Annotated in this window: 16 protein-coding genes; 15 read left to right on the top strand and 1 reads right to left on the bottom strand. The window is 70.4% G+C overall.

Annotation, left to right across the window (positions count from 1 at the left end; translation table 11 throughout):
- Nucleotides 1–13: 13 nt before the first annotated feature.
- From fliG to fliR, 12 genes are all read left to right on the top strand, one after another.
- On the top strand, nucleotides 14–1,015 hold the full coding sequence (fliG, locus tag KAK06_RS05725) for a flagellar motor switch protein FliG (RefSeq protein ID WP_210800960.1): 1,002 nt from the start codon (nucleotides 14–16) through the stop codon (nucleotides 1,013–1,015).
- Nucleotides 1,002–1,808 (top strand): FliH/SctL family protein, encoded by an 807-nt coding sequence (locus KAK06_RS05730; protein WP_210800961.1) that lies wholly within the window; start codon nucleotides 1,002–1,004, stop codon nucleotides 1,806–1,808. The genes fliG and KAK06_RS05730 overlap by 14 nt, the downstream gene beginning before the upstream one ends.
- On the top strand, nucleotides 1,805–3,205 hold the full coding sequence (gene fliI, locus KAK06_RS05735; RefSeq protein WP_210800962.1) for a flagellar protein export ATPase FliI: 1,401 nt from the start codon (nucleotides 1,805–1,807) through the stop codon (nucleotides 3,203–3,205). Before KAK06_RS05730 ends, fliI begins: the two co-directional genes overlap by 4 nt.
- A gap of 26 nt (nucleotides 3,206–3,231) precedes the next feature.
- Nucleotides 3,232–3,690, top strand: a complete 459-nt coding sequence (gene fliJ, locus KAK06_RS05740) for a flagellar export protein FliJ (RefSeq protein WP_210800963.1) — start codon at nucleotides 3,232–3,234, stop codon at nucleotides 3,688–3,690.
- A 17-nt stretch (nucleotides 3,691–3,707) separates the two neighbouring features.
- Nucleotides 3,708–4,802 (top strand): flagellar hook-length control protein FliK, encoded by a 1,095-nt coding sequence (locus KAK06_RS05745; protein ID WP_210800964.1) that lies wholly within the window; start codon nucleotides 3,708–3,710, stop codon nucleotides 4,800–4,802.
- Between the two features lie 151 nt (nucleotides 4,803–4,953).
- Nucleotides 4,954–5,580, top strand: coding sequence for a flagellar basal body-associated FliL family protein (locus tag KAK06_RS05750; RefSeq protein ID WP_210800965.1), 627 nt, complete (start codon nucleotides 4,954–4,956; stop codon nucleotides 5,578–5,580).
- A gap of 21 nt (nucleotides 5,581–5,601) precedes the next feature.
- On the top strand, nucleotides 5,602–6,606 hold the full coding sequence (fliM, locus tag KAK06_RS05755; protein WP_210800966.1) for a flagellar motor switch protein FliM: 1,005 nt from the start codon (nucleotides 5,602–5,604) through the stop codon (nucleotides 6,604–6,606).
- Nucleotides 6,596–7,036 (top strand): flagellar motor switch protein FliN, encoded by a 441-nt coding sequence (gene fliN, locus KAK06_RS05760; RefSeq protein ID WP_210800967.1) that lies wholly within the window; start codon nucleotides 6,596–6,598, stop codon nucleotides 7,034–7,036. The genes fliM and fliN overlap by 11 nt, the downstream gene beginning before the upstream one ends.
- 14 nt (nucleotides 7,037–7,050) lie before the next feature.
- Nucleotides 7,051–7,407, top strand: a complete 357-nt coding sequence (locus KAK06_RS05765; RefSeq protein WP_210800968.1) for a FliO/MopB family protein — start codon at nucleotides 7,051–7,053, stop codon at nucleotides 7,405–7,407.
- 2 nt (nucleotides 7,408–7,409) lie between these two features.
- Nucleotides 7,410–8,156, top strand: a complete 747-nt coding sequence (gene fliP / locus KAK06_RS05770) for a flagellar type III secretion system pore protein FliP (RefSeq protein ID WP_375140878.1) — start codon at nucleotides 7,410–7,412, stop codon at nucleotides 8,154–8,156.
- Nucleotides 8,157–8,170: 14 nt separating this feature from the next.
- On the top strand, nucleotides 8,171–8,440 hold the full coding sequence (gene fliQ / locus KAK06_RS05775) for a flagellar biosynthesis protein FliQ (protein ID WP_210800969.1): 270 nt from the start codon (nucleotides 8,171–8,173) through the stop codon (nucleotides 8,438–8,440).
- A gap of 19 nt (nucleotides 8,441–8,459) precedes the next feature.
- The gene (gene fliR / locus KAK06_RS05780) at nucleotides 8,460–9,221 is read left to right on the top strand and encodes a flagellar biosynthetic protein FliR (protein WP_210800970.1); all 762 of its coding nucleotides are present in this window, start codon (nucleotides 8,460–8,462) and stop codon (nucleotides 9,219–9,221) included.
- On the opposite strand, the gene KAK06_RS05785 is transcribed toward fliR, so the two are convergent.
- Entirely contained in the window at nucleotides 9,214–10,371 is a 1,158-nt protein-coding gene (locus tag KAK06_RS05785) for a GGDEF domain-containing protein (RefSeq protein WP_210800971.1), read from the bottom strand. The two genes, fliR and KAK06_RS05785, sit on opposite strands and share 8 nt — an antisense overlap.
- A gap of 149 nt (nucleotides 10,372–10,520) precedes the next feature.
- On the opposite strand from KAK06_RS05785, the gene KAK06_RS05790 reads away from it, so the two are divergent.
- The 3 genes from KAK06_RS05790 (at nucleotide 10,521) to flhA (ending at nucleotide 16,472) form a co-directional block, all read left to right on the top strand.
- Nucleotides 10,521–11,648: an EscU/YscU/HrcU family type III secretion system export apparatus switch protein gene (locus tag KAK06_RS05790; RefSeq protein ID WP_210800972.1), complete on the top strand. Its 1,128-nt coding sequence runs from the start codon at nucleotides 10,521–10,523 to the stop codon at nucleotides 11,646–11,648.
- Between the two features lie 134 nt (nucleotides 11,649–11,782).
- Nucleotides 11,783–14,248, top strand: a complete 2,466-nt coding sequence (locus KAK06_RS05795) for a transporter substrate-binding domain-containing protein (RefSeq protein ID WP_210800973.1) — start codon at nucleotides 11,783–11,785, stop codon at nucleotides 14,246–14,248.
- Nucleotides 14,249–14,381: 133 nt separating this feature from the next.
- Nucleotides 14,382–16,472 (top strand): flagellar biosynthesis protein FlhA, encoded by a 2,091-nt coding sequence (flhA, locus tag KAK06_RS05800; RefSeq protein ID WP_210800974.1) that lies wholly within the window; start codon nucleotides 14,382–14,384, stop codon nucleotides 16,470–16,472.
- The last annotated feature ends 53 nt before the right edge of the window (nucleotides 16,473–16,525 follow it).

Below are 16,525 nucleotides of genomic sequence, written 5' to 3' on the forward strand. Positions count from 1 at the left end.
AGAGTCTGCAACCATGGCCAGCGAAGACGAGAGCATCGAGAACGCCGCGATCCTGCTGATGTCCCTCGGCGAGGAAGAGGCGGCCCAGGTCTTCAAGCACCTGGGCCCGAAGGAAGTGCAGAAGCTGGGCGAGACCATCGCCCGCATGAAGGTCATCCCGCGTGAGCGCGTCGAGCAGGTGCTCGACAAGTTCACCGACGAGGCCGAGAAGCAGCACATGCTGGTGCCCGACACCGACGAGTACGTCAAGAGCGTGCTGCGCAAGGCGCTGGGCGACGACAAGGCCAACCTGCTGATCGACCGCATCATCCAGGGCAGCGACATCACCGGCATCGAGAGCCTGAAGTGGATGGACGCCGCCTCGGTGGCCGAGTTGCTGCGCAATGAACACCCGCAGATCATCGCCGCCATCCTGGTGCACCTGGACCAGGACCAGTCGTCCTCGGTGCTCAAGACCCTGCCGGAGCGCCAGCGCAACGAGGTGTTGATCCGCATTGCCACGCTCGACGGCATCCAGCCCACCGCACTGAAGGACCTCAACGAGGTGCTCTCCAAGGTGCTGGCCGGCGGCGATCGCCTGCGCAAGGCCTCGCTGGGCGGCGTCAAGGCGGCGGCCGAGATCATCAACCTGATGGGCTCGTCGGTCGAGACCTCGGCGCTGGACTACATCCGCGAGGCCGATGGCGACCTGGCGCAGAAGATCATGGACAACATGTTCACCTTCGAGGACCTGAACAAGCTCGACGACAAGGGCTTCCAGTCGGTGCTCAAGGAGGTGCAGGGCGAGTCGCTGGTCATCGCGCTCAAGGGCGCCACCCCGGAGCTGCGCGAGAAGGTGTTCCGCAACATGTCCAGCCGCGCCGCCGAGACGCTGCGCGAAGACCTGGAGAGCCGCGGCCCGGTGCGGGTCAGCGAGGTCGAGGCCGAGCAGAAGGAAATGCTGAAGATCGTTCGCCGACTCGTCGACGAGGGCCAGATTGTGCTGGCCTCGGGAGGCGCGGATGACTTCCTCTGACCGGCGCGGCCCGCGCCAGGTGCCACCGCCCCAGGGCAGCAACCCACGGCCGGCCGGCCACTACACCCGCTTCATCCCGCGCGAGGAGCTCTCGGGCTTCTCGAACTGGACCCCCGATGCCTTCGTCGGCCTGGCCGACGAGGCCGAACCCCTGCCCACCGGTCTGCGCCGCACGCCGCCCGCGCCGGTCGAGCCACCGCCGGCAGCGCCGCCGCCGAACACCCTGGTCGGCCCCAGCGAGGAGGACTGGCTGCAGCGCGTCCAGGACGCCCGCCAGCAGGGCTACCAGGACGGCTACCGCGATGGCCTGGAGGCGCTTGATGCCGCGCGTCGCCAGCATCTGCAGCAGGTCACCGCGCAATTTGCCGGTCTGGCCGCCGCCTTCGAGGAACAGATGGCCGCGCTGGAGCAGCGCATGGCCGATGCCGTCACCGCCACCGCGCTGACGCTGGCCCGCCAGGTGGTGCGCAGCGAGCTGTCGCAGCGGCCCGAGCTGGTGCGCCAGGTGGCCCAGGAGGCGATCGGTGCCGTGGTGCTCTCGGCGCGCCATCTGCGCCTGCGCCTGCATCCTGATGACCTGGCCCTGGTGGCCGCCGACGACGGCGAGCTGCTGCGCTCGCGCGAGGTTCAGCTGCAGCCCGACCCAGGCCTGCAGCGCGGCGGCTGCGTGGTGGAGTCCGACCTGGGCCGTGTCGATGCCCGCATCGCTCAGCGCTGGGCGCAGGCGGTGGCCGTGTTCGGCGCCGAACTGCCGCTGCAGGACGACCCCGCCGGTGCCGCGGAGACCGCATGACGACCTTGGATCGCCCCCAGCGCTGGGAACGCTTTCTGGACGATCTGGGCCGCTACGCGGCGCTGCGTCAGCCGCTGGAGATGGAGGGCTCGCTGGTGCGCGTCACCGGCCTGGTGCTCGAAGCCACCGGCGTGCGCGCCCCTGTGGGTGCCGTCTGCGCGGTGGGCATGCCGGGTGACACGCCGGTCACCGCCGAGGTGGTGGGTTTCGACGGCGACCGTGCCTACCTGATGCCCACCGGCGAGCTGCATGGCCTGGCCAGCGGCGCCCGCGTGGTGCCGCTGCCCGTGCCGCAGCTGCCGCCGCGCCTGGGTGCCGAGAACCATCCCTGGCGCCGCAGCGAGGACCGCGGCCTGCACCTGCCGATCGGCGAGGGTCTGCTGGGCCGTGTCATCGACGCCCACGGCCAGCCCATGGACCGCGGCGGCCCGCTGCAAGTGGTGCAGAACGAACCCATGCTGCGCCGCCCGATCAATGCCATGGACCGCGATCCGGTGCGCCGCCCCTTGGACACCGGCGTGCGGGCGATCAACGCCTTGCTCACCGTGGGCCGCGGCCAGCGCCTGGGCCTGTTCGCCGGCACCGGCGTGGGCAAATCCGTGCTGCTGGGCATGATGGCGCGCTACACCGAGGCCGATGTCATCGTTGTCGGCCTGATCGGCGAGCGCGGCCGCGAAGTCAAGGAGTTCATCGAGGACATCCTGGGCGAGGAGGGCCTGCGCCGCGCCGTGGTGGTGGCCGCACCGGCCGATGCACCGCCGCTGGTGCGCATGCAGGGCGCCAGCTACGCCACCGCGATCGCCGAGCATTTCCGCGACAAGGGCCAGCATGTGCTGCTGCTGATGGACTCGCTGACCCGCTACGCCATGGCCCAGCGCGAGATCGCCCTGGCCATTGGCGAGCCGCCCGCCACCAAGGGCTACCCGCCCAGCTGCTTCGCCAAGCTGCCGCAGCTGGTCGAGCGCAGCGGCAACGGCCTGGCCGGCGGCGGCTCGATCACCGCCTTCTACACCGTGCTGACCGAGGGCGACGACCCGCAGGACCCGATCGCCGATGCCGCCCGCGGCATCCTGGACGGCCACATCGTGCTCTCGCGCGAACTGGCCGAGAGTGGCCACTTCCCGGCGATTGATGTCGAGCGCTCGATCTCGCGCGTGATGAACGCGGTCGCCGCCCGGCCGCACCTGGATGCCGCCCGCCGCGCTCGCCAGTGGCTGGCCAAGTTCAACAAGGCGCGCGATCTGATCCAGCTCGGCGCCTACACCCCGGGCGCCGATGCCGAACTGGACGCCGCCGTGCGCGTTCACCCGCAGCTGATCGCGCTGCTGCAGCAGGACATGCACGAGCCGGCCCCGCTGGGTGCCAGCAGTGCCCAGCTGCAACAGCTCAGCCCCTGATCCCCTTGAGACCACACGCCTGAACCATGGACCGGATGCAGTTGCTGGCCACCCTGCTCGAACGCGAGGAGCGCCGTCGTGACGAAGCGCTGGCGCACTGGCGCGCCTGCCAGCAGCGCGCCGAGGCCGCGCGCGGCCAGCACCAGGCGCTGCTGGGCTACCGCGATGACTACCGACAGCGCTGGGCCGGTCAGTTCCGCCAGGGCTGCGGCATCGACCTGCTGCGCTGCTACCAGGGCTTTGTCGGCCGCCTGGACCAGGCGATCGACCTGCAAGGCCAGCAGGCCGAGCACAGCCAGACCCTGGTGGACGCCGCGCTGCGCGCGCTGCGCCAGCGCGAGACCCGCGTGGCGATGGTGCGCAAGCTGATCGAGCGCCGCCAGGCTGCCGCCCAACTGGCGCAGTCGCGGCGCGACCAGAAGACCAGTGACGAAGCCGCCCAGCGCATGGGGCGGCGCGGCCCGCGCAGCCTGCAGGCCGCCTGACCCCACCCGACACCGCCATGAGCCAAGCCAGCATCGCCCACACGCCCGCCCACCGCAGCCCGTCGACCGCCGGTGCCCGCCCGCCTTCCGGCGCGGCCTCAGGGCCGGGGGGCAACGCGCCAGCCGGCCTGTTTGCGCTGCTGTTGCGCGGCCAACAGGGCGACACCGAAGCGACGCCTGCAGCCCCTCCCGGACCCGAGGCCGGCGCCCAGGACGCGCCGCAGGACGAGGACGGCGACCGCTCTGAGACCACCGCCGCCCCAGCGGGAGACCCCTCACCCGCCCCGGCGTCCGTCCCCACACCGGTGCCCGCCTGGACCCCGACCGTGCGCACCGCCACCGCGGCCGAGCCGTCGGCCGAGACGGAGGGCGGCGATGCCCTGCAGCGCCTGGGCGCCACCGGCCGCAGCCGTGCGAGCGCTGCCCGCGACGCCCTGGAGCGCTCCACCGCTCCTGACGAGTCCCAGCAGACCCCTGCCACCGAGCGGCCCGTCGCCGAGCTGCGTGAGGCCGGTCAGCGGCCCGCCACAGACCCGATGACCGAAGCCCCGCTTACCCCGGCCGGGCCTGAGCCGGTCCCGGAAACTGCACCGATCCATGCTGTCGCGGGCACCCTGCCCAGCCTGGGTGGCGCCAGCGACACCGCCGCGGCCACGCCCGCCCCGGCCGAGCCGGCACCCACGGCCCGCGCCCACCTGCCGCAGCCGCCCACCAGCCCGGCCTTCGCACCCGCGCTGGGCCTGCAGATCAGCACCTGGCTGCGCGAAGGCGTGCAGCATGCGGCGCTGGAGCTGAACCCGGCCGAGCTGGGACCGATCGACGTGCGCATCGCCCTGCGCGACGGCCAGGCCCAGGTGGCCCTGGCCGCTGACGTGCCCTTCACCCGCCAGGCCCTGGCCGACGCGCTGCCGCAGCTGGCCGAAGCGCTTGGCGACGTGGGCGTGCAACTGGCCGGCGGCGACGTCTCCGACCAGGCCGGCCGCCGCGCCCGCGATGAGTCCGCCGCCGGCCCGCATGGCGGCGCCGCAGCGCTGCCGGGAGGCGCTGAGCCGGCGCCGGCACCCGTGCCCGCCGCGGCCCGGCGCCGGGGTCTGCTCGACCTGTACGCCTGATCCGGCGCCGACCTGGCGCTGAGCAGCGCCCGGGCAGGGCTGTTTCCCCCCGCTTTTCCGGCCTTCGCCAGCCGGGCGGCTCCGAATAATCGGTGACTGTCGGAGTGGACCAGGTGGTCCCTCCTGCCTGCACCGTCAACGAGGAGCCGCCATGTCCGCCGCCGCTGCCGCCCCAGATGCCGCCGAGGCCGCGCCCAAGAAGGGCAAGAAGAAGCTGATCATCATCATCGCTGCCGTGGCCGTGCTGCTGCTGGGCGGCGGTGGGGCCGCGTTCTACGTGATGAAGAAGAACGCCGCCGCCGAGGAAGCTGCCGCCGAGGGTGAGGACGGCGAATCGTCCGCCCACGTCGAGAAGAAGCCGAAGAAGGACAAGAAGGAGAAGAAGGACGACAAGCATGCCTTGCCGGTCTTCGTGCCTCTGGATCCGTTCACGGTCAACCTGGCCGACCGCGATAGCGACCGCTTCGCCCAGATCGGCATCACGCTGCAGGTTGAGGACGCCCACGCGGGCGACGAGATCAAGGCTTATCTGCCGGCCATCCGCAACAACATCCTGCTGCTGCTGTCGCGCAAGTCCGCCCAGGACCTGGCCGGCGCCGAAGGCAAGGAACTGCTGGCCGAGGAAATCCTGCAGGTGGCGGTGCAGCCCATGGGGATCGAGCTGGCACCACCCGGCGAGGAGGAGTCTGCCGCCAAGGGCAAGAAAAAGAAGCGCTACGACTCGATCGACGATTCACCGATCAAGCACGTGCAGTTCTCCTCCTTCATCATTCAATGAGCCAAGAGTGAACGGTTCTCCATGAACCAGCAAATCCTCTCCCAGGACGAAGTTGATGCACTGCTGCAGGGCATCACCGGCGAGAGCCAGAAGCTCGAGCAGGAAGAAGTCCAGACCGGCGGCATCCGCGACTATGACCTGGCCAGCCAGGAGCGCATCGTCCGCGGCCGCATGCCGACGATGGAGATCATCTGCGAGCGCTTCGCCCGCAACATCCGCGTCGGCCTGTTCAACCTGATCCGGCGCAGCCCGGAGGTCTCGATCGGCGGCATCAAGGTGCAGAAGTACAGCGCCTTCCTGCGCGAGATCGTGGTGCCCACCAACTTCAACATCATGCAGGTGCGGCCGCTGCGCGGCTCGGGCCTGGTGGTGTGCGACCCGAGCATCGTGTTCTCGGTGATCGACGCGCTGTTCGGCGGCGCCGGCAAGTTCCACACCCGCATCGAGGGGCGCGACTTCTCGGCCACCGAGCAGCGCGTGATCGAGCGCCTGGTCGAGGTGGTCACGGCCGAGTACAAGCGCGCCTGGAAGGGCATCTACCCGCTGGAGCTGGAGTACCAGCGCAGCGAGATGCAGCCGCAGTTCGCCAACATCGCCACGCCCAGCGAGATCGTCGTGGCCACCAGCTTCACGCTGGAGATCGGCGAGACCTCGGGCCAGATCCATTTCTGCATCCCCTACTCGACGCTGGAGCCGATCCGCGACGTGCTGTATTCGTCGATGCAGGGCGACTCCGTCGAGCCGGATCACCGTTGGGTGAACCTGCTCAAGCAGCAGATCCAGAGCGCCGAGGTTGACCTGGTGGTCGAGCTGGGCACCGCACCGGCCACAGTGGAACAACTGCTGGCGCTCAAGCCCGGCGACTTCATCGAACTCGACCTTGAGCCGCTGGTGCAGGCCAAGGTGGATGGCGTGCCGGTGTTCGACTGCCACTACGGTACCTCGGACGGCCACTACGCCGTGAAGATTGAACGCACGTTGACCGGCCCGCAGCAGGGCTGGTTGGGAGAACACCATGTCAGCTGAAGAAGCCAACACCCAGGACGACATGGCCGACGCGTGGGCGGCGGCACTCGCCGAGTCCGGCGCGGGTGGCAATGCCGTGGCCAGCGAGGTGGCGGCCCCGGCCGACCAGGTCGCGCCAGCGGCCTTCGCCAATTTCTCGCCCGCGGGCGCCGCGGCCGGCGCGCCCAACGACATCAACATGATCCTGGACATCCCGGTCCAGCTCACGGTGGAGCTGGGCCGCACCCGGATCCCGATCAAGAACATCCTGCAGCTGGCGCAGGGCTCGGTGGTCGAGCTTGACGCGCTGGCCGGTGAGCCGATGGACGTGCTGGTCAACGGCTTCCTGATCGCCCAGGGCGAGGTGGTGGTCGTGAACGACAAGTTCGGCATCCGCCTGACCGACATCGTCACCCCGAGCGAGCGCATGCGCCGCCTGAGCAAGCTGTGAACGGTGCTGCCACGATGAACGCCTCGTCCGCCCTGTGGCCGGTGCTGGCCTTCGTGCTGGTGCTGGTGGCGATTCCGCTGGCGCTGTGGCTGATGCGCCGCGCGGGCGTCGGCTCGGCCGGCCCCGGCAACCTCTTGCGTGCGGTGGCCGGCCTGCCGCTGTCACCCACCCAGAAGGTGGTGGTGGTCGAGTTGGGCACCGGCGGCCAGGCGCACTGGCTGGTGCTGGGTGTGGGCCAGGACCATGTGACGCCACTGCTGACGCTGGATGCCCCGCCCGGCAGCGCCGCGCTGCTGAACAGCCCGCAAGGCCCGGCGGTGCAACAGCTGCTGAACCGCTTCCGCCAGGGCGGCCAGGGGACCGCGCCGTGAGCCTGGGCCGCACGATCCGTCGCCTGCTGACCGCGGCGCTGCTGGTCCTGCCCGTGCTGGGCTGGGCGCAAAGCGGCCCGAACCTGCCGCTGCTGGTGGGGCAGGGCGGTGGCGGCACCAGCTACTCGGTGCCGATGCAGACGCTGCTGTTCTTCACCGCGCTGAGCTTTCTGCCGGCGGTGCTGCTGCTGATGACCGGCTTCACCCGCATCGTCATCGTGCTGTCGCTGCTGCGCCAGGCGCTGGGCACGCAGGCCGCGCCGCCCAACCAGGTGGTCATCGGCCTGAGCCTGTTCCTGACTTTCTTCGTGATGTCGCCGACGATTGACAAGGTCTATGCCGACGCCTGGCAACCCTACCAGGCCAGCCAGATCGGCTTTGAAGAGGCGATCAAGCGCGCCGAGGTGCCGATGCGCGGCTTCATGCTCAAGCAGACGCGCCAGTCTGACGTGCAGCTCTTCGCCCGCCTGGCCAAGCTCGACCCGGCGGTCAAGGGCGAGGACGTGCCCTTCAAGGTGCTGGTGCCGGCCTTTGTCACCAGCGAGCTCAAGAGCGCCTTCCAGATCGGCTTCCTGATCTTCATCCCCTTCCTGGTGATCGACATGGTGGTGGCCAGCGTGCTGATGTCGCTGGGCATGATGATGCTGTCGCCGGTGCTGGTGGCGCTGCCCTTCAAGCTGATGCTTTTTGTGCTGGCCGATGGCTGGAACCTGTTGCTGGGTTCGCTGGCCGCCAGTTTTGTCACCTGACTTCTCGCCCGACCATGGACGCCTCTCATGTCTTCACGATCGGCCAGCAGGGCTTGATGATCCTGCTGATGGTCTCGGCGCCGATGCTGGCAGCGGTGTTGCTGGTCGGCGTGCTGGTCAGCATCTTTCAGGCCGCCACGCAGATCAACGAGGCCACGCTGAGCTTCGTGCCCAAGCTGGTGGCAGCGGTGGCGGTGATGGCGGTGGCCGGCCCGTGGATGATGACCACGCTGGTGGACTACCTGCGCTCGATGCTGATGTCGATCGCCACCGCGGCCTCCTGAGCGCTTGGCCGCGCCGGCGATGATCTCGTTCAGCGAAGCCCAGATCCTGGCCTGGATCACGCCGATCCTCTGGCCCTTCGTCCGCGTGCTGGCGCTGCTGCAGGTGCTGCCGGTGATCGGCCAGCGCCTGGTGCCGCTGCGGGTGCGCGTGGGCCTGGCCTTCCTGGTGGCGCTGGCCGCTCAGCCCATGCTGCCGCCGATCGATCCGGTGCCGCTGGACTCGGCGCTGGCCGTTGGCCTGCTGGCGCAACAGCTGATGATCGGCCTGACGCTGGGCTTTGCGGTGCGCCTGGTGGTGGCGGCGGTGGAGCTGGCCGGCGAGATTGCCGGACTGCAGATGGGCCTGAACTTCGCCGGCTTCTTCGACCCGGTCTCGGCCACCCAGGCCACGGCCAGCAGCCGCTTCTTCGGCACGCTGGTGGCCTTTCTGTTCATCGTCATCAATGGTCACCTGACGGTGATCGAGGCGGTGGTGCGCAGCCTGGAGGTCTTCCCGGTCGGTCCACAGCCTTTTGCCTTTCTGGCGGCGACGCGGCCGCATGCATGGGGCGCCGAGGTGTTCCGCATGGGCCTGTGGATCGCCATGCCGCTGATCGCGATGCTGATGCTGGTCAACCTGGTGCTGGGCGTGGTGTCGCGCGTGGCGCCGCAGGTGCACATTTTCTCGCTGGGTTTTCCGGTCACCGTGTCGGTGGGTCTGATCGGCCTGATGGCCATGCTGCCCACGCTGCAGGCGCCCTTTGTGGCCACCCTGGAGCGGATGCTGGCGCCGTTCAGATAGCCGGCTCGACGCGGTCGCGACCCGCCGACTTGGCCCGGTACAGGCCGGCATCGGCTTCGGCGATCGCGCCGGCCAGCGGCTGCGACGGCGACCACGGCGCCCAGCCGATCGAGGCCGTCGGCCGCAGCGTCGGCGCCGTCGCCAACTGCACGGCGGCCACCGCTGCGCGCAGCCGCTGGGCCGCCTGCATGGCGGCCGTCCGGTCCGCGCCAGGCAGCAGCGCGAGGAACTCTTCGCCGCCCCAGCGCGCCATCAGGTCCTCCTGGCGCAGGGCGGCCAGCATCTTGCGGGCGCATTGGCGCAGCACCTCGTCACCCACCGCATGGCCATGCTGGTCGTTGACCTGCTTGAAGTGGTCCAGGTCCAGCAGCAGCACTGCGGCGGACTGGCCTTGGCGTGCCAGACGGGAACCCTCGGCCTCGATGCGTTCGATCATGGCCCGCCGGTTCAGCAGGCCGGTCAGCGGATCGCGGGTGGCCAGATCCATCGCGCGCTGCAAGGCCGTCTCCAGCCGGGCGTTGGCCAGTTGCAGGTCGTTGCTGAGCTGGCGGCTGAGCAGTTCGGCCGCCACGCCCTCGCAGCTTTGCCGGTGCAGTTGCCGGCCATAGATGATGACCACGGCCAGCAGCACGGCAATGCCTGCCAGCAGCGGCCAGGCGCTTGACCAGGACTCCTGTGCCAGCCGGCCCCCGACCGTCAACCACATGGGGGCCACGAAGATCACCATCGCCTGCCCCCAATACGCGGCCGTGATCAGCATCAGGACCGTGGCCACCAGCGGAAGCACCACCATCACCAGGTCCGGGCCGCTGAAGGGAATGTCAGCGACCATCCAGACCGGCAGGCCCCAACTGAAGCCGGCCAGCGACACGCCGACCAGCAGGCGCAGCGGCAGGGTGCCGGCCTGCTGCAGCGTCTGCAGGCGCAGCAGTCGCCGCGCCAGCCAGTGGTTGTGAACCAGCGACGCGAAGCGCAGCGCCACAAAGGCGAGCAGCAGGGCGGTCGGGGCGCGCGTCCATTGCAGCGCGACGATCAGCCCCACGCCCAGCACGCTGCTGTAGATGGCGGCCAGTTCGCGCTGGGCGGAACGGCGCAGCAGTTCCAGACGAAGCGCGTCCGGATCCTGGGGGCGGCCGGGAAGGTACTGCATGGCTTGTCGGTGGGGCTTGGGCGGGCCCTGCCACCATTCGCCGCTCTCCACTGTACACGGCCGGGTCCCAGCGTGCTTGACGAAGTGGCAGACGAAAGCCGCGCTCCAGCCGACAACGGCCTGGCGGCGGGCAGGCAGCATCAGCGTCCATGTCCGACTCCGCCCAGGACCGCAACCTCCCCGCGTCAGAGCGCAAGAAGCGCCGTGCCCGTGAAGACGGCCAGGTGCCGCGCTCGCGCGACCTGGGCCATGTGGCGGCGCTGGGGGGCGGCGGCGCCGTCTTGCTGGCCGCTGCCGGCCCGCTGGCCACCTGGCTGCGCGACCTGCTGGCCGGTGCGCTGCGCTTTGGCGCTACCGACGTGCAAAACCCGGCGGCGATGGGCGAGCACCTGCAGCGCCTGGGCAGCCAGGCCTTGCTGGTGGTGCTGCCGCTGGGCGTGCTGGTGGCGCTGGCAGCGGTGCTGGCGGCCAAGCTGTCGGGCGGCTGGAATGTCAGCTTCAAGGCGCTGCAGCCGGACTTCTCGCGCTTCAATCCGCTGGCCGGGCTGGGGCGCATGGTGTCAAGGCAGCACCTGCTCAATGTGTTGATGACAATCACGCTGGCCGTGGTGGTGGGCGTGGTCGGTACGCTCTACATCCGCAGCCGTTTCTTCGACCTGGCCGGGCTGCTTGCGGTGCCGCTGCCGCAGGCGATCAGCGAGATCGGCGGCGTGCTGGCCACCTGCATGGGCCTGATGCTGCTGGCCCTGGCGGGCTGGGCGGCCATCGACGTGCCGCTGCAGCGCCACCTGTGGCTGAGCCGCCTGAAGATGACCCGCGAGGAAGCCAAGCAGGAAATGAAGGACGCCGAGGGCAACCTCGAGGTCAAGGCGCGGATCAAGGCGCGCATGCGTGAGATCAGCCGCAAGCGCATGCTGGCCGCGGTTCCCGAGGCGGATCTGGTGGTCATGAACCCCACCCACTATGCAGTGGCCTTGAAGTACGACGAGTCCCGCATGGGCGCGCCGCGGGTGGTGGCCAAGGGCGCTGACCTGCTGGCGCTGAAGATCCGCGACCTGGCGCGCGATGCCCGGGTGGCGGTGCTGCAGGCGCCGCCGCTGGCACGGGCGCTGTACGCGCATTGCGAGGTCGACCAGGAGGTGCCGGCCACGCTGTTCGCCGCCGTGGCGCAGGTGCTGGCCTGGGTCTACCAGTTGCGCCGCAGCCCCGAGCTGGCCAGCGCACCGCCACAGGTGCAGGTACCACAGGGCCTGGACCCGCACGAGACCCGCGCCTGACGCGCGCCCAGCCCCAGCGCGGTGCGCCGGCGTACCGATGGCGCCACGGCCTGTCTGGACAAGCGGGCCGCTTGCGCTGATCATGCCGCGGGCGCCATCCGGCGCTGGAATGGTGTGGTCGGGGAGGTTCGGTGGTGCAGTGCAAGGGCCTGCGTGAGCGGTGGCGGTGGCTGGTGCTGTGCCTGCTGTTCCTGGCCGGCCCGCTGCTGGCCGCTGCGGCATCCCCCAGCACACCGACGTCCGCACCGCCATCCGCCGCGGCCCCAGGTCTGGTGCTCAGCCCGGCCGAACAGCAGTGGCTGGCCAGCCATCCCACGCTGCACGTGGGCCTGACCCGCGATTTCCCGCCCTTTTATGTCCGCGAGCCCAGCAGCGACCGCGCCCATGGCTTCGTGCTGGAGCTGCTGTCGCGCTGGACCCAGCGCCTGGGCGTGTCGACCACGCTGCACCACTACGACAGCTTTGATGAGCTGCGTGCCGCGCTGCAGCGAGGCGAGATCGACCTGACGCCCTTCGCCGCCCTGGACCGCGCGCGCGCCGCCGGTTTGCCGGTGGGCGCGCCGGTGATGTCGGTGCCGCTGGTCGTGGCGGCCCGACGCGACGTGCCTGACATCTCGCCCACGGCCGACTTCGCCGGCCGCCGGGTGGCCATCGAGCTGGGCTCCAGCGTCGACCAGACCTTGGCCATCCGGTTTCCGCAGCTGCGCCTGGAGCGGCACGCCACCGCGCGCGAGGCGCTGCAGGCCGTGGCCACCGGCGGCGCCGACATCTTCATCGGCTACCAGCAGGCGGCGGTCTATCACATCGAGCACGAGCTGCTGGCCAACGTGCAGCTGCGTGCCAACCTGGGGCCGGTGCCGATGGGCCCGGTGCTGGCGCCGGGCCGTGGCGTGTTGGCGGGGCTGTTGGACAAGGCGGCCGCCGAGGGCGGCCAGGCCGAGCGCGATCGCCTGGCCCGGCGCTGGCTGCCGGCGGGGTCGACCCGGCTGCCGCTGCCGGCCGCCAGCGCCCAGCTCAGCGAGCCCGAGCAGCGCTGGGTGGCCGACCATGGCCAGTTGCGCGTGGGCTATGACCCCAGCTTCGCGCCGGTCAGTCTGCGCGGCCCCTTGGGTGATTTCACCGGTTTCGGCCCCGACCTGCTGCGCCTGCTGGCCGACAAGGCCGGGCTGTCGGTGGCCCAGGAGGTGGGCTTGCCCTTTGCCGAGCTGTACGAGCGCGGCCGCCAGGGTGAGATCGAGGTGCTGGTGGGCATGGCCCGCACCGCGGCCCGGCGCGACGATTACGACTTCGTCGGGCCCTTCCTGAGCACCCCCACCGTGCTGTTCACCCGCTCGGGCGAGCAGAGCCAAGTGGTGGACACCGCCGACATCGGCGTGCGCCGGCTGGCCCTGCTGAAGGGCCACTTCCTGCTGCCCGAGCTGCGCCTGCGCCACCCGCGCCTGTCGGTGGTCGAGCTTGATCGGCAGGACCAGGTGCTGTCGGCCGTGGCCGAGGGCGCGGCCGAGGTGGGGCTGGGCAACCTCTATGTGGTCAACGAATTGCTGGAGCGCCGCTTTGCGGGCCGGGTGGCGCTGTCGGGCGTGGTCAGCGGTGGTGACAGCGAGCTCTACCTGGGCGTGCCGCGCGGCCGTCCCGAGCTGACCCGGGTGCTGGCGCGGGCGATGGAGTCGGTCAACGACAGTGAATGGGCCACGCTGCGTTCCCGCTGGCTGGCGCGCGAGGTGCCCACCGGCCCGGACTGGCGCGAGCTGCTGCAGGTGGCCGGTCCGCTGGTGGCGGTGCCGGTGCTGGTGGCGCTGCTGCTGTGGATCGGCCAGCGCCGCCTGCGTCGCGCCCACGAGGCCGAGCAGCTGGCGCGCCGCCAGGCCGAGGACAGCATCGCCGCCCGCGGTCGCTTCCTGGCTTACCTGGCGCACGAGCTGCGCGGGGCGCTGGGCGCGGTCAGCTCTGGCGCCCAGCTGCTGCGCACCCAGGACGACCCGGTGCGCCGCGACCGCCTGCTGCAGGCCATTGGCAACTCGGCCAGCAGCCTGCTGCAGCTGCTGGAAACCACGCTGGGCTATGAGCAGTCGCTGCAGGGCCAGCTGAACCTGCAGCCCACCGCGGTGGCCCTGGGCCCCTGGTGGCGCGAAACGCTGGACCCGGCGCGCCTGGCCACGCAGGCCAAGGGCCTGGGCTTCGTCGAGGAGAGCCGCGGCCTGGACGAGGTGTCCGCCCACCTGGACGGCGTGCGCCTGCGCCAGGTGGTGCAGAACCTGCTGAACAACGCGCTGAAGTTCACCGCCGAGGGCGAGGTGCGCGCCGGGGCCTGGGTGGTCGACGGCAGCGATCCGCCACGCCTGCGCATCGAGGTGCACGACAGCGGCCCCGGCCTGAGCGCCACCGACCGCGAGCAGCTGTTCCAGGCCTACGCCCAGGGCGAGCAAGGCCGCCGCGCCCACCAGGGCGCCGGCCTGGGCCTGGCCATCAGCGCCCAGATCGTGCGCGCCATGGGCGGCGAGATCGCCTGCCTGGCGTCCGAGCGCGGCGCGCATTTCGCGGTCGAGGTGCCGCTGGGCCACGGCGCCGGCTGGCAGGGACAGGGCACGCCGCCGGTCTGACGCGGCACTTTGCCGCATTCGCCGCCAGTGGGCGGGATGACAGCCGGTTTCCGGCCGTTTTTCGGGCTCAAGTCCCGGGCCGGCCTTGGGCACCATGGGGTCCAGCGGGTGAAGTCCTGCCCGCACCGAACCCATGAACGCCTTCCTGCCCCGACTCCAAGCCCTGCTGGGCGACAACGCCAACGTCATCAAGGCGCTGATGGCGCCGATCTTCATCGTCATGGTGCTGGCGATGATGGTGCTGCCGCTGCCGCCCTTTGCGCTGGACCTGTTCTTCACCTTCAACATCGCGATGTCGCTGATGGTGATGCTGGTGGCGGCGCAGATGATCAAGCCGCTGGATTTCGCGGCCTTTCCCACGGTGCTGCTGGTCACCACACTGCTGCGCCTGTCGCTGAACGTGGCCTCCAGCCGCGTGGTGCTGATGGAAGGCCACACCGGCACCGGCGCCGCCGGCAAGGTGATCGAGGCCTTCGGCCACTTCCTGATCGGCGGCAACTTCGCGGTCGGCCTGATCGTCTTTGCGATCCTGGTGGTGATCAACTTCATCGTCGTCACCAAGGGTGCCGAGCGGATCGCCGAGGTGGGCGCGCGCTTCACCCTGGATGCGATGCCCGGCAAGCAGATGGCGATCGACGCCGACCTGAACGCCGGCCTGATCGACGAAGAGACCGCCAAGAAGCGCCGCGCCGAGGTGGGCGAGGAGGCCGACTTCTTCGGCTCCATGGACGGTGCCAGCAAGTTCGTGCGCGGCGATGCGATTGCCGGCATGTTGATCCTGGCGATCAACATCATCGGCGGCTTCATCATCGGCGTGGCCCAGCATGGCCTGGGTGTGGGCGAGGCGGCCTCCAGCTACATCCTGCTGGCGGTGGGTGACGCGCTGGTGGCGCAGATCCCGGCGCTGCTGATCTCGGTGGCGGCGGCGATGGTGGTCTCGCGCGTGGGCTCCGAGAAGGATGTGGGTCACCAGATCCGCGACCAGATGTTCAGCTCGCCCCGTGCGCTGGGCATCACCGCCGGCATCATCGGCCTGCTGGGCCTGATCCCGGGCATGCCGCACCTGGTCTTCCTGCTGATGTCGGGCACCATCGGCTACTACGCCTGGTGGCTGGCCAAGCGCGCCCGGCTGGCCGCCGAGCAGCCCGTGGCCAGCAAGGACGACCCCGCGCCGCAGGCCAATGCCGAAGCCAGCTGGGACGACCTGCAGCCGGTGGACACGCTGGGCCTGGAGGTGGGCTACCGCCTGATCACGCTGGTCGACAAGGCCCGCGGCGGCGACCTGCTGGCGCGCATCAAGGGCGTGCGCAAGAAGTTTGCCCAGGAGGTGGGCTTCCTGCCGCCGTCGGTGCACATCCGTGACAACCTGGAGCTCAAGCCCGGCGTCTACCGCGTCTCGCTGCGCGGCGCGGTGATTGGCGAGGGCGAGGCCTTCCCCGGCATGCTGCTGGCCATCAACCCCGGCGGCAGCGTGCCGCAGCTGCCCGGCACCAAGACCACCGACCCGGCCTTCGGGCTGCCCGCGGTGTGGGTGGAAGAGCGGCTGCGCGAGCAGGCCCAAATGAGTGGCTATACGGTGGTTGATTGCTCGACCGTGGTGGCCACCCACCTCTCACACTTGATGCAGGTGAATGCCGCCAGGCTGCTGGGTCGCCAGGAGACCCAGGCCCTGGTGGATCACGTGACCAAGCTGGCCCCCAAACTGATCGAAGACGTGGTACCCAAGATGGTTGGCATCGCCGCCCTGCAAAAGGTTCTGCAGCTGCTGCTGGACGAAGGCGTGCATGTGCGCGACTACCGCTCGATCATCGAGTGCCTGGCCGAGCATGCCGCCAGCGTGGCCGATCCGTCGGAGCTGGCCCGCCGCATCCGCATCCAGCTGGCCCCGGCCATCGTGCAGCAGATCTACGGCCCGGCCAAGGAGCTGGACGTGATCGCGCTGGACCCCGAACTCGAGCGCCTGGTCGGCCAGGCACTGAACTCCCCGCATGGCCCCGTCCTCGATCCCGGCGTGGCCGACACCCTGACCCGCCAGGCCGCCGACAGCGCGCGCCAGCAGGAAGACCTGGGCCACCCGGCCTGCCTGCTGGTGCCCGATGTGCTGCGTGCGCCCCTGGCCCGCCTGCTCAAGCGCGCCGCGCCCCGCCTGAAGGTGCTGGCGCACAGCGAGATCCCCGAGACCCACTCGATCCGCATCGGCTCGATCATCGGAGCAGGCGCATGACCCTTTGTGATTTCACCCGTCCGCGCACCCCGCGGACCCCCGCCGGAGCAATG

Origin of the sequence: Ideonella aquatica (genome assembly GCF_018069755.1) — a bacterium.
GTDB lineage: Bacteria > Pseudomonadota > Gammaproteobacteria > Burkholderiales > Burkholderiaceae_C > Ideonella > Ideonella aquatica.

Bases quoted from the DNA above. Each gene is read 5' to 3' on its own strand.
- fliG (WP_210800960.1), top strand. From the start codon at position 14: ATGGCCAGCGAAGACGAGAGCATCGAGAACGCCGCGATCCTGCTGATG.
- KAK06_RS05730 (WP_210800961.1), top strand. From the start codon at position 1,002: ATGACTTCCTCTGACCGGCGCGGCCCGCGCCAGGTGCCACCGCCCCAG.
- fliI (WP_210800962.1), top strand. From the start codon at position 1,805: ATGACGACCTTGGATCGCCCCCAGCGCTGGGAACGCTTTCTGGACGAT.
- fliJ (WP_210800963.1), top strand. From the start codon at position 3,232: ATGGACCGGATGCAGTTGCTGGCCACCCTGCTCGAACGCGAGGAGCGC.
- KAK06_RS05745 (WP_210800964.1), top strand. From the start codon at position 3,708: ATGAGCCAAGCCAGCATCGCCCACACGCCCGCCCACCGCAGCCCGTCG.
- KAK06_RS05750 (WP_210800965.1), top strand. From the start codon at position 4,954: ATGTCCGCCGCCGCTGCCGCCCCAGATGCCGCCGAGGCCGCGCCCAAG.
- fliM (WP_210800966.1), top strand. From the start codon at position 5,602: ATGAACCAGCAAATCCTCTCCCAGGACGAAGTTGATGCACTGCTGCAG.
- fliN (WP_210800967.1), top strand. From the start codon at position 6,596: ATGTCAGCTGAAGAAGCCAACACCCAGGACGACATGGCCGACGCGTGG.
- KAK06_RS05765 (WP_210800968.1), top strand. From the start codon at position 7,051: ATGAACGCCTCGTCCGCCCTGTGGCCGGTGCTGGCCTTCGTGCTGGTG.
- fliQ (WP_210800969.1), top strand. From the start codon at position 8,171: ATGGACGCCTCTCATGTCTTCACGATCGGCCAGCAGGGCTTGATGATC.
- fliR (WP_210800970.1), top strand. From the start codon at position 8,460: ATGATCTCGTTCAGCGAAGCCCAGATCCTGGCCTGGATCACGCCGATC.
- KAK06_RS05785 (WP_210800971.1), bottom strand. From the start codon at position 10,371: ATGCAGTACCTTCCCGGCCGCCCCCAGGATCCGGACGCGCTTCGTCTG.
- KAK06_RS05790 (WP_210800972.1), top strand. From the start codon at position 10,521: ATGTCCGACTCCGCCCAGGACCGCAACCTCCCCGCGTCAGAGCGCAAG.
- flhA (WP_210800974.1), top strand. From the start codon at position 14,382: ATGAACGCCTTCCTGCCCCGACTCCAAGCCCTGCTGGGCGACAACGCC.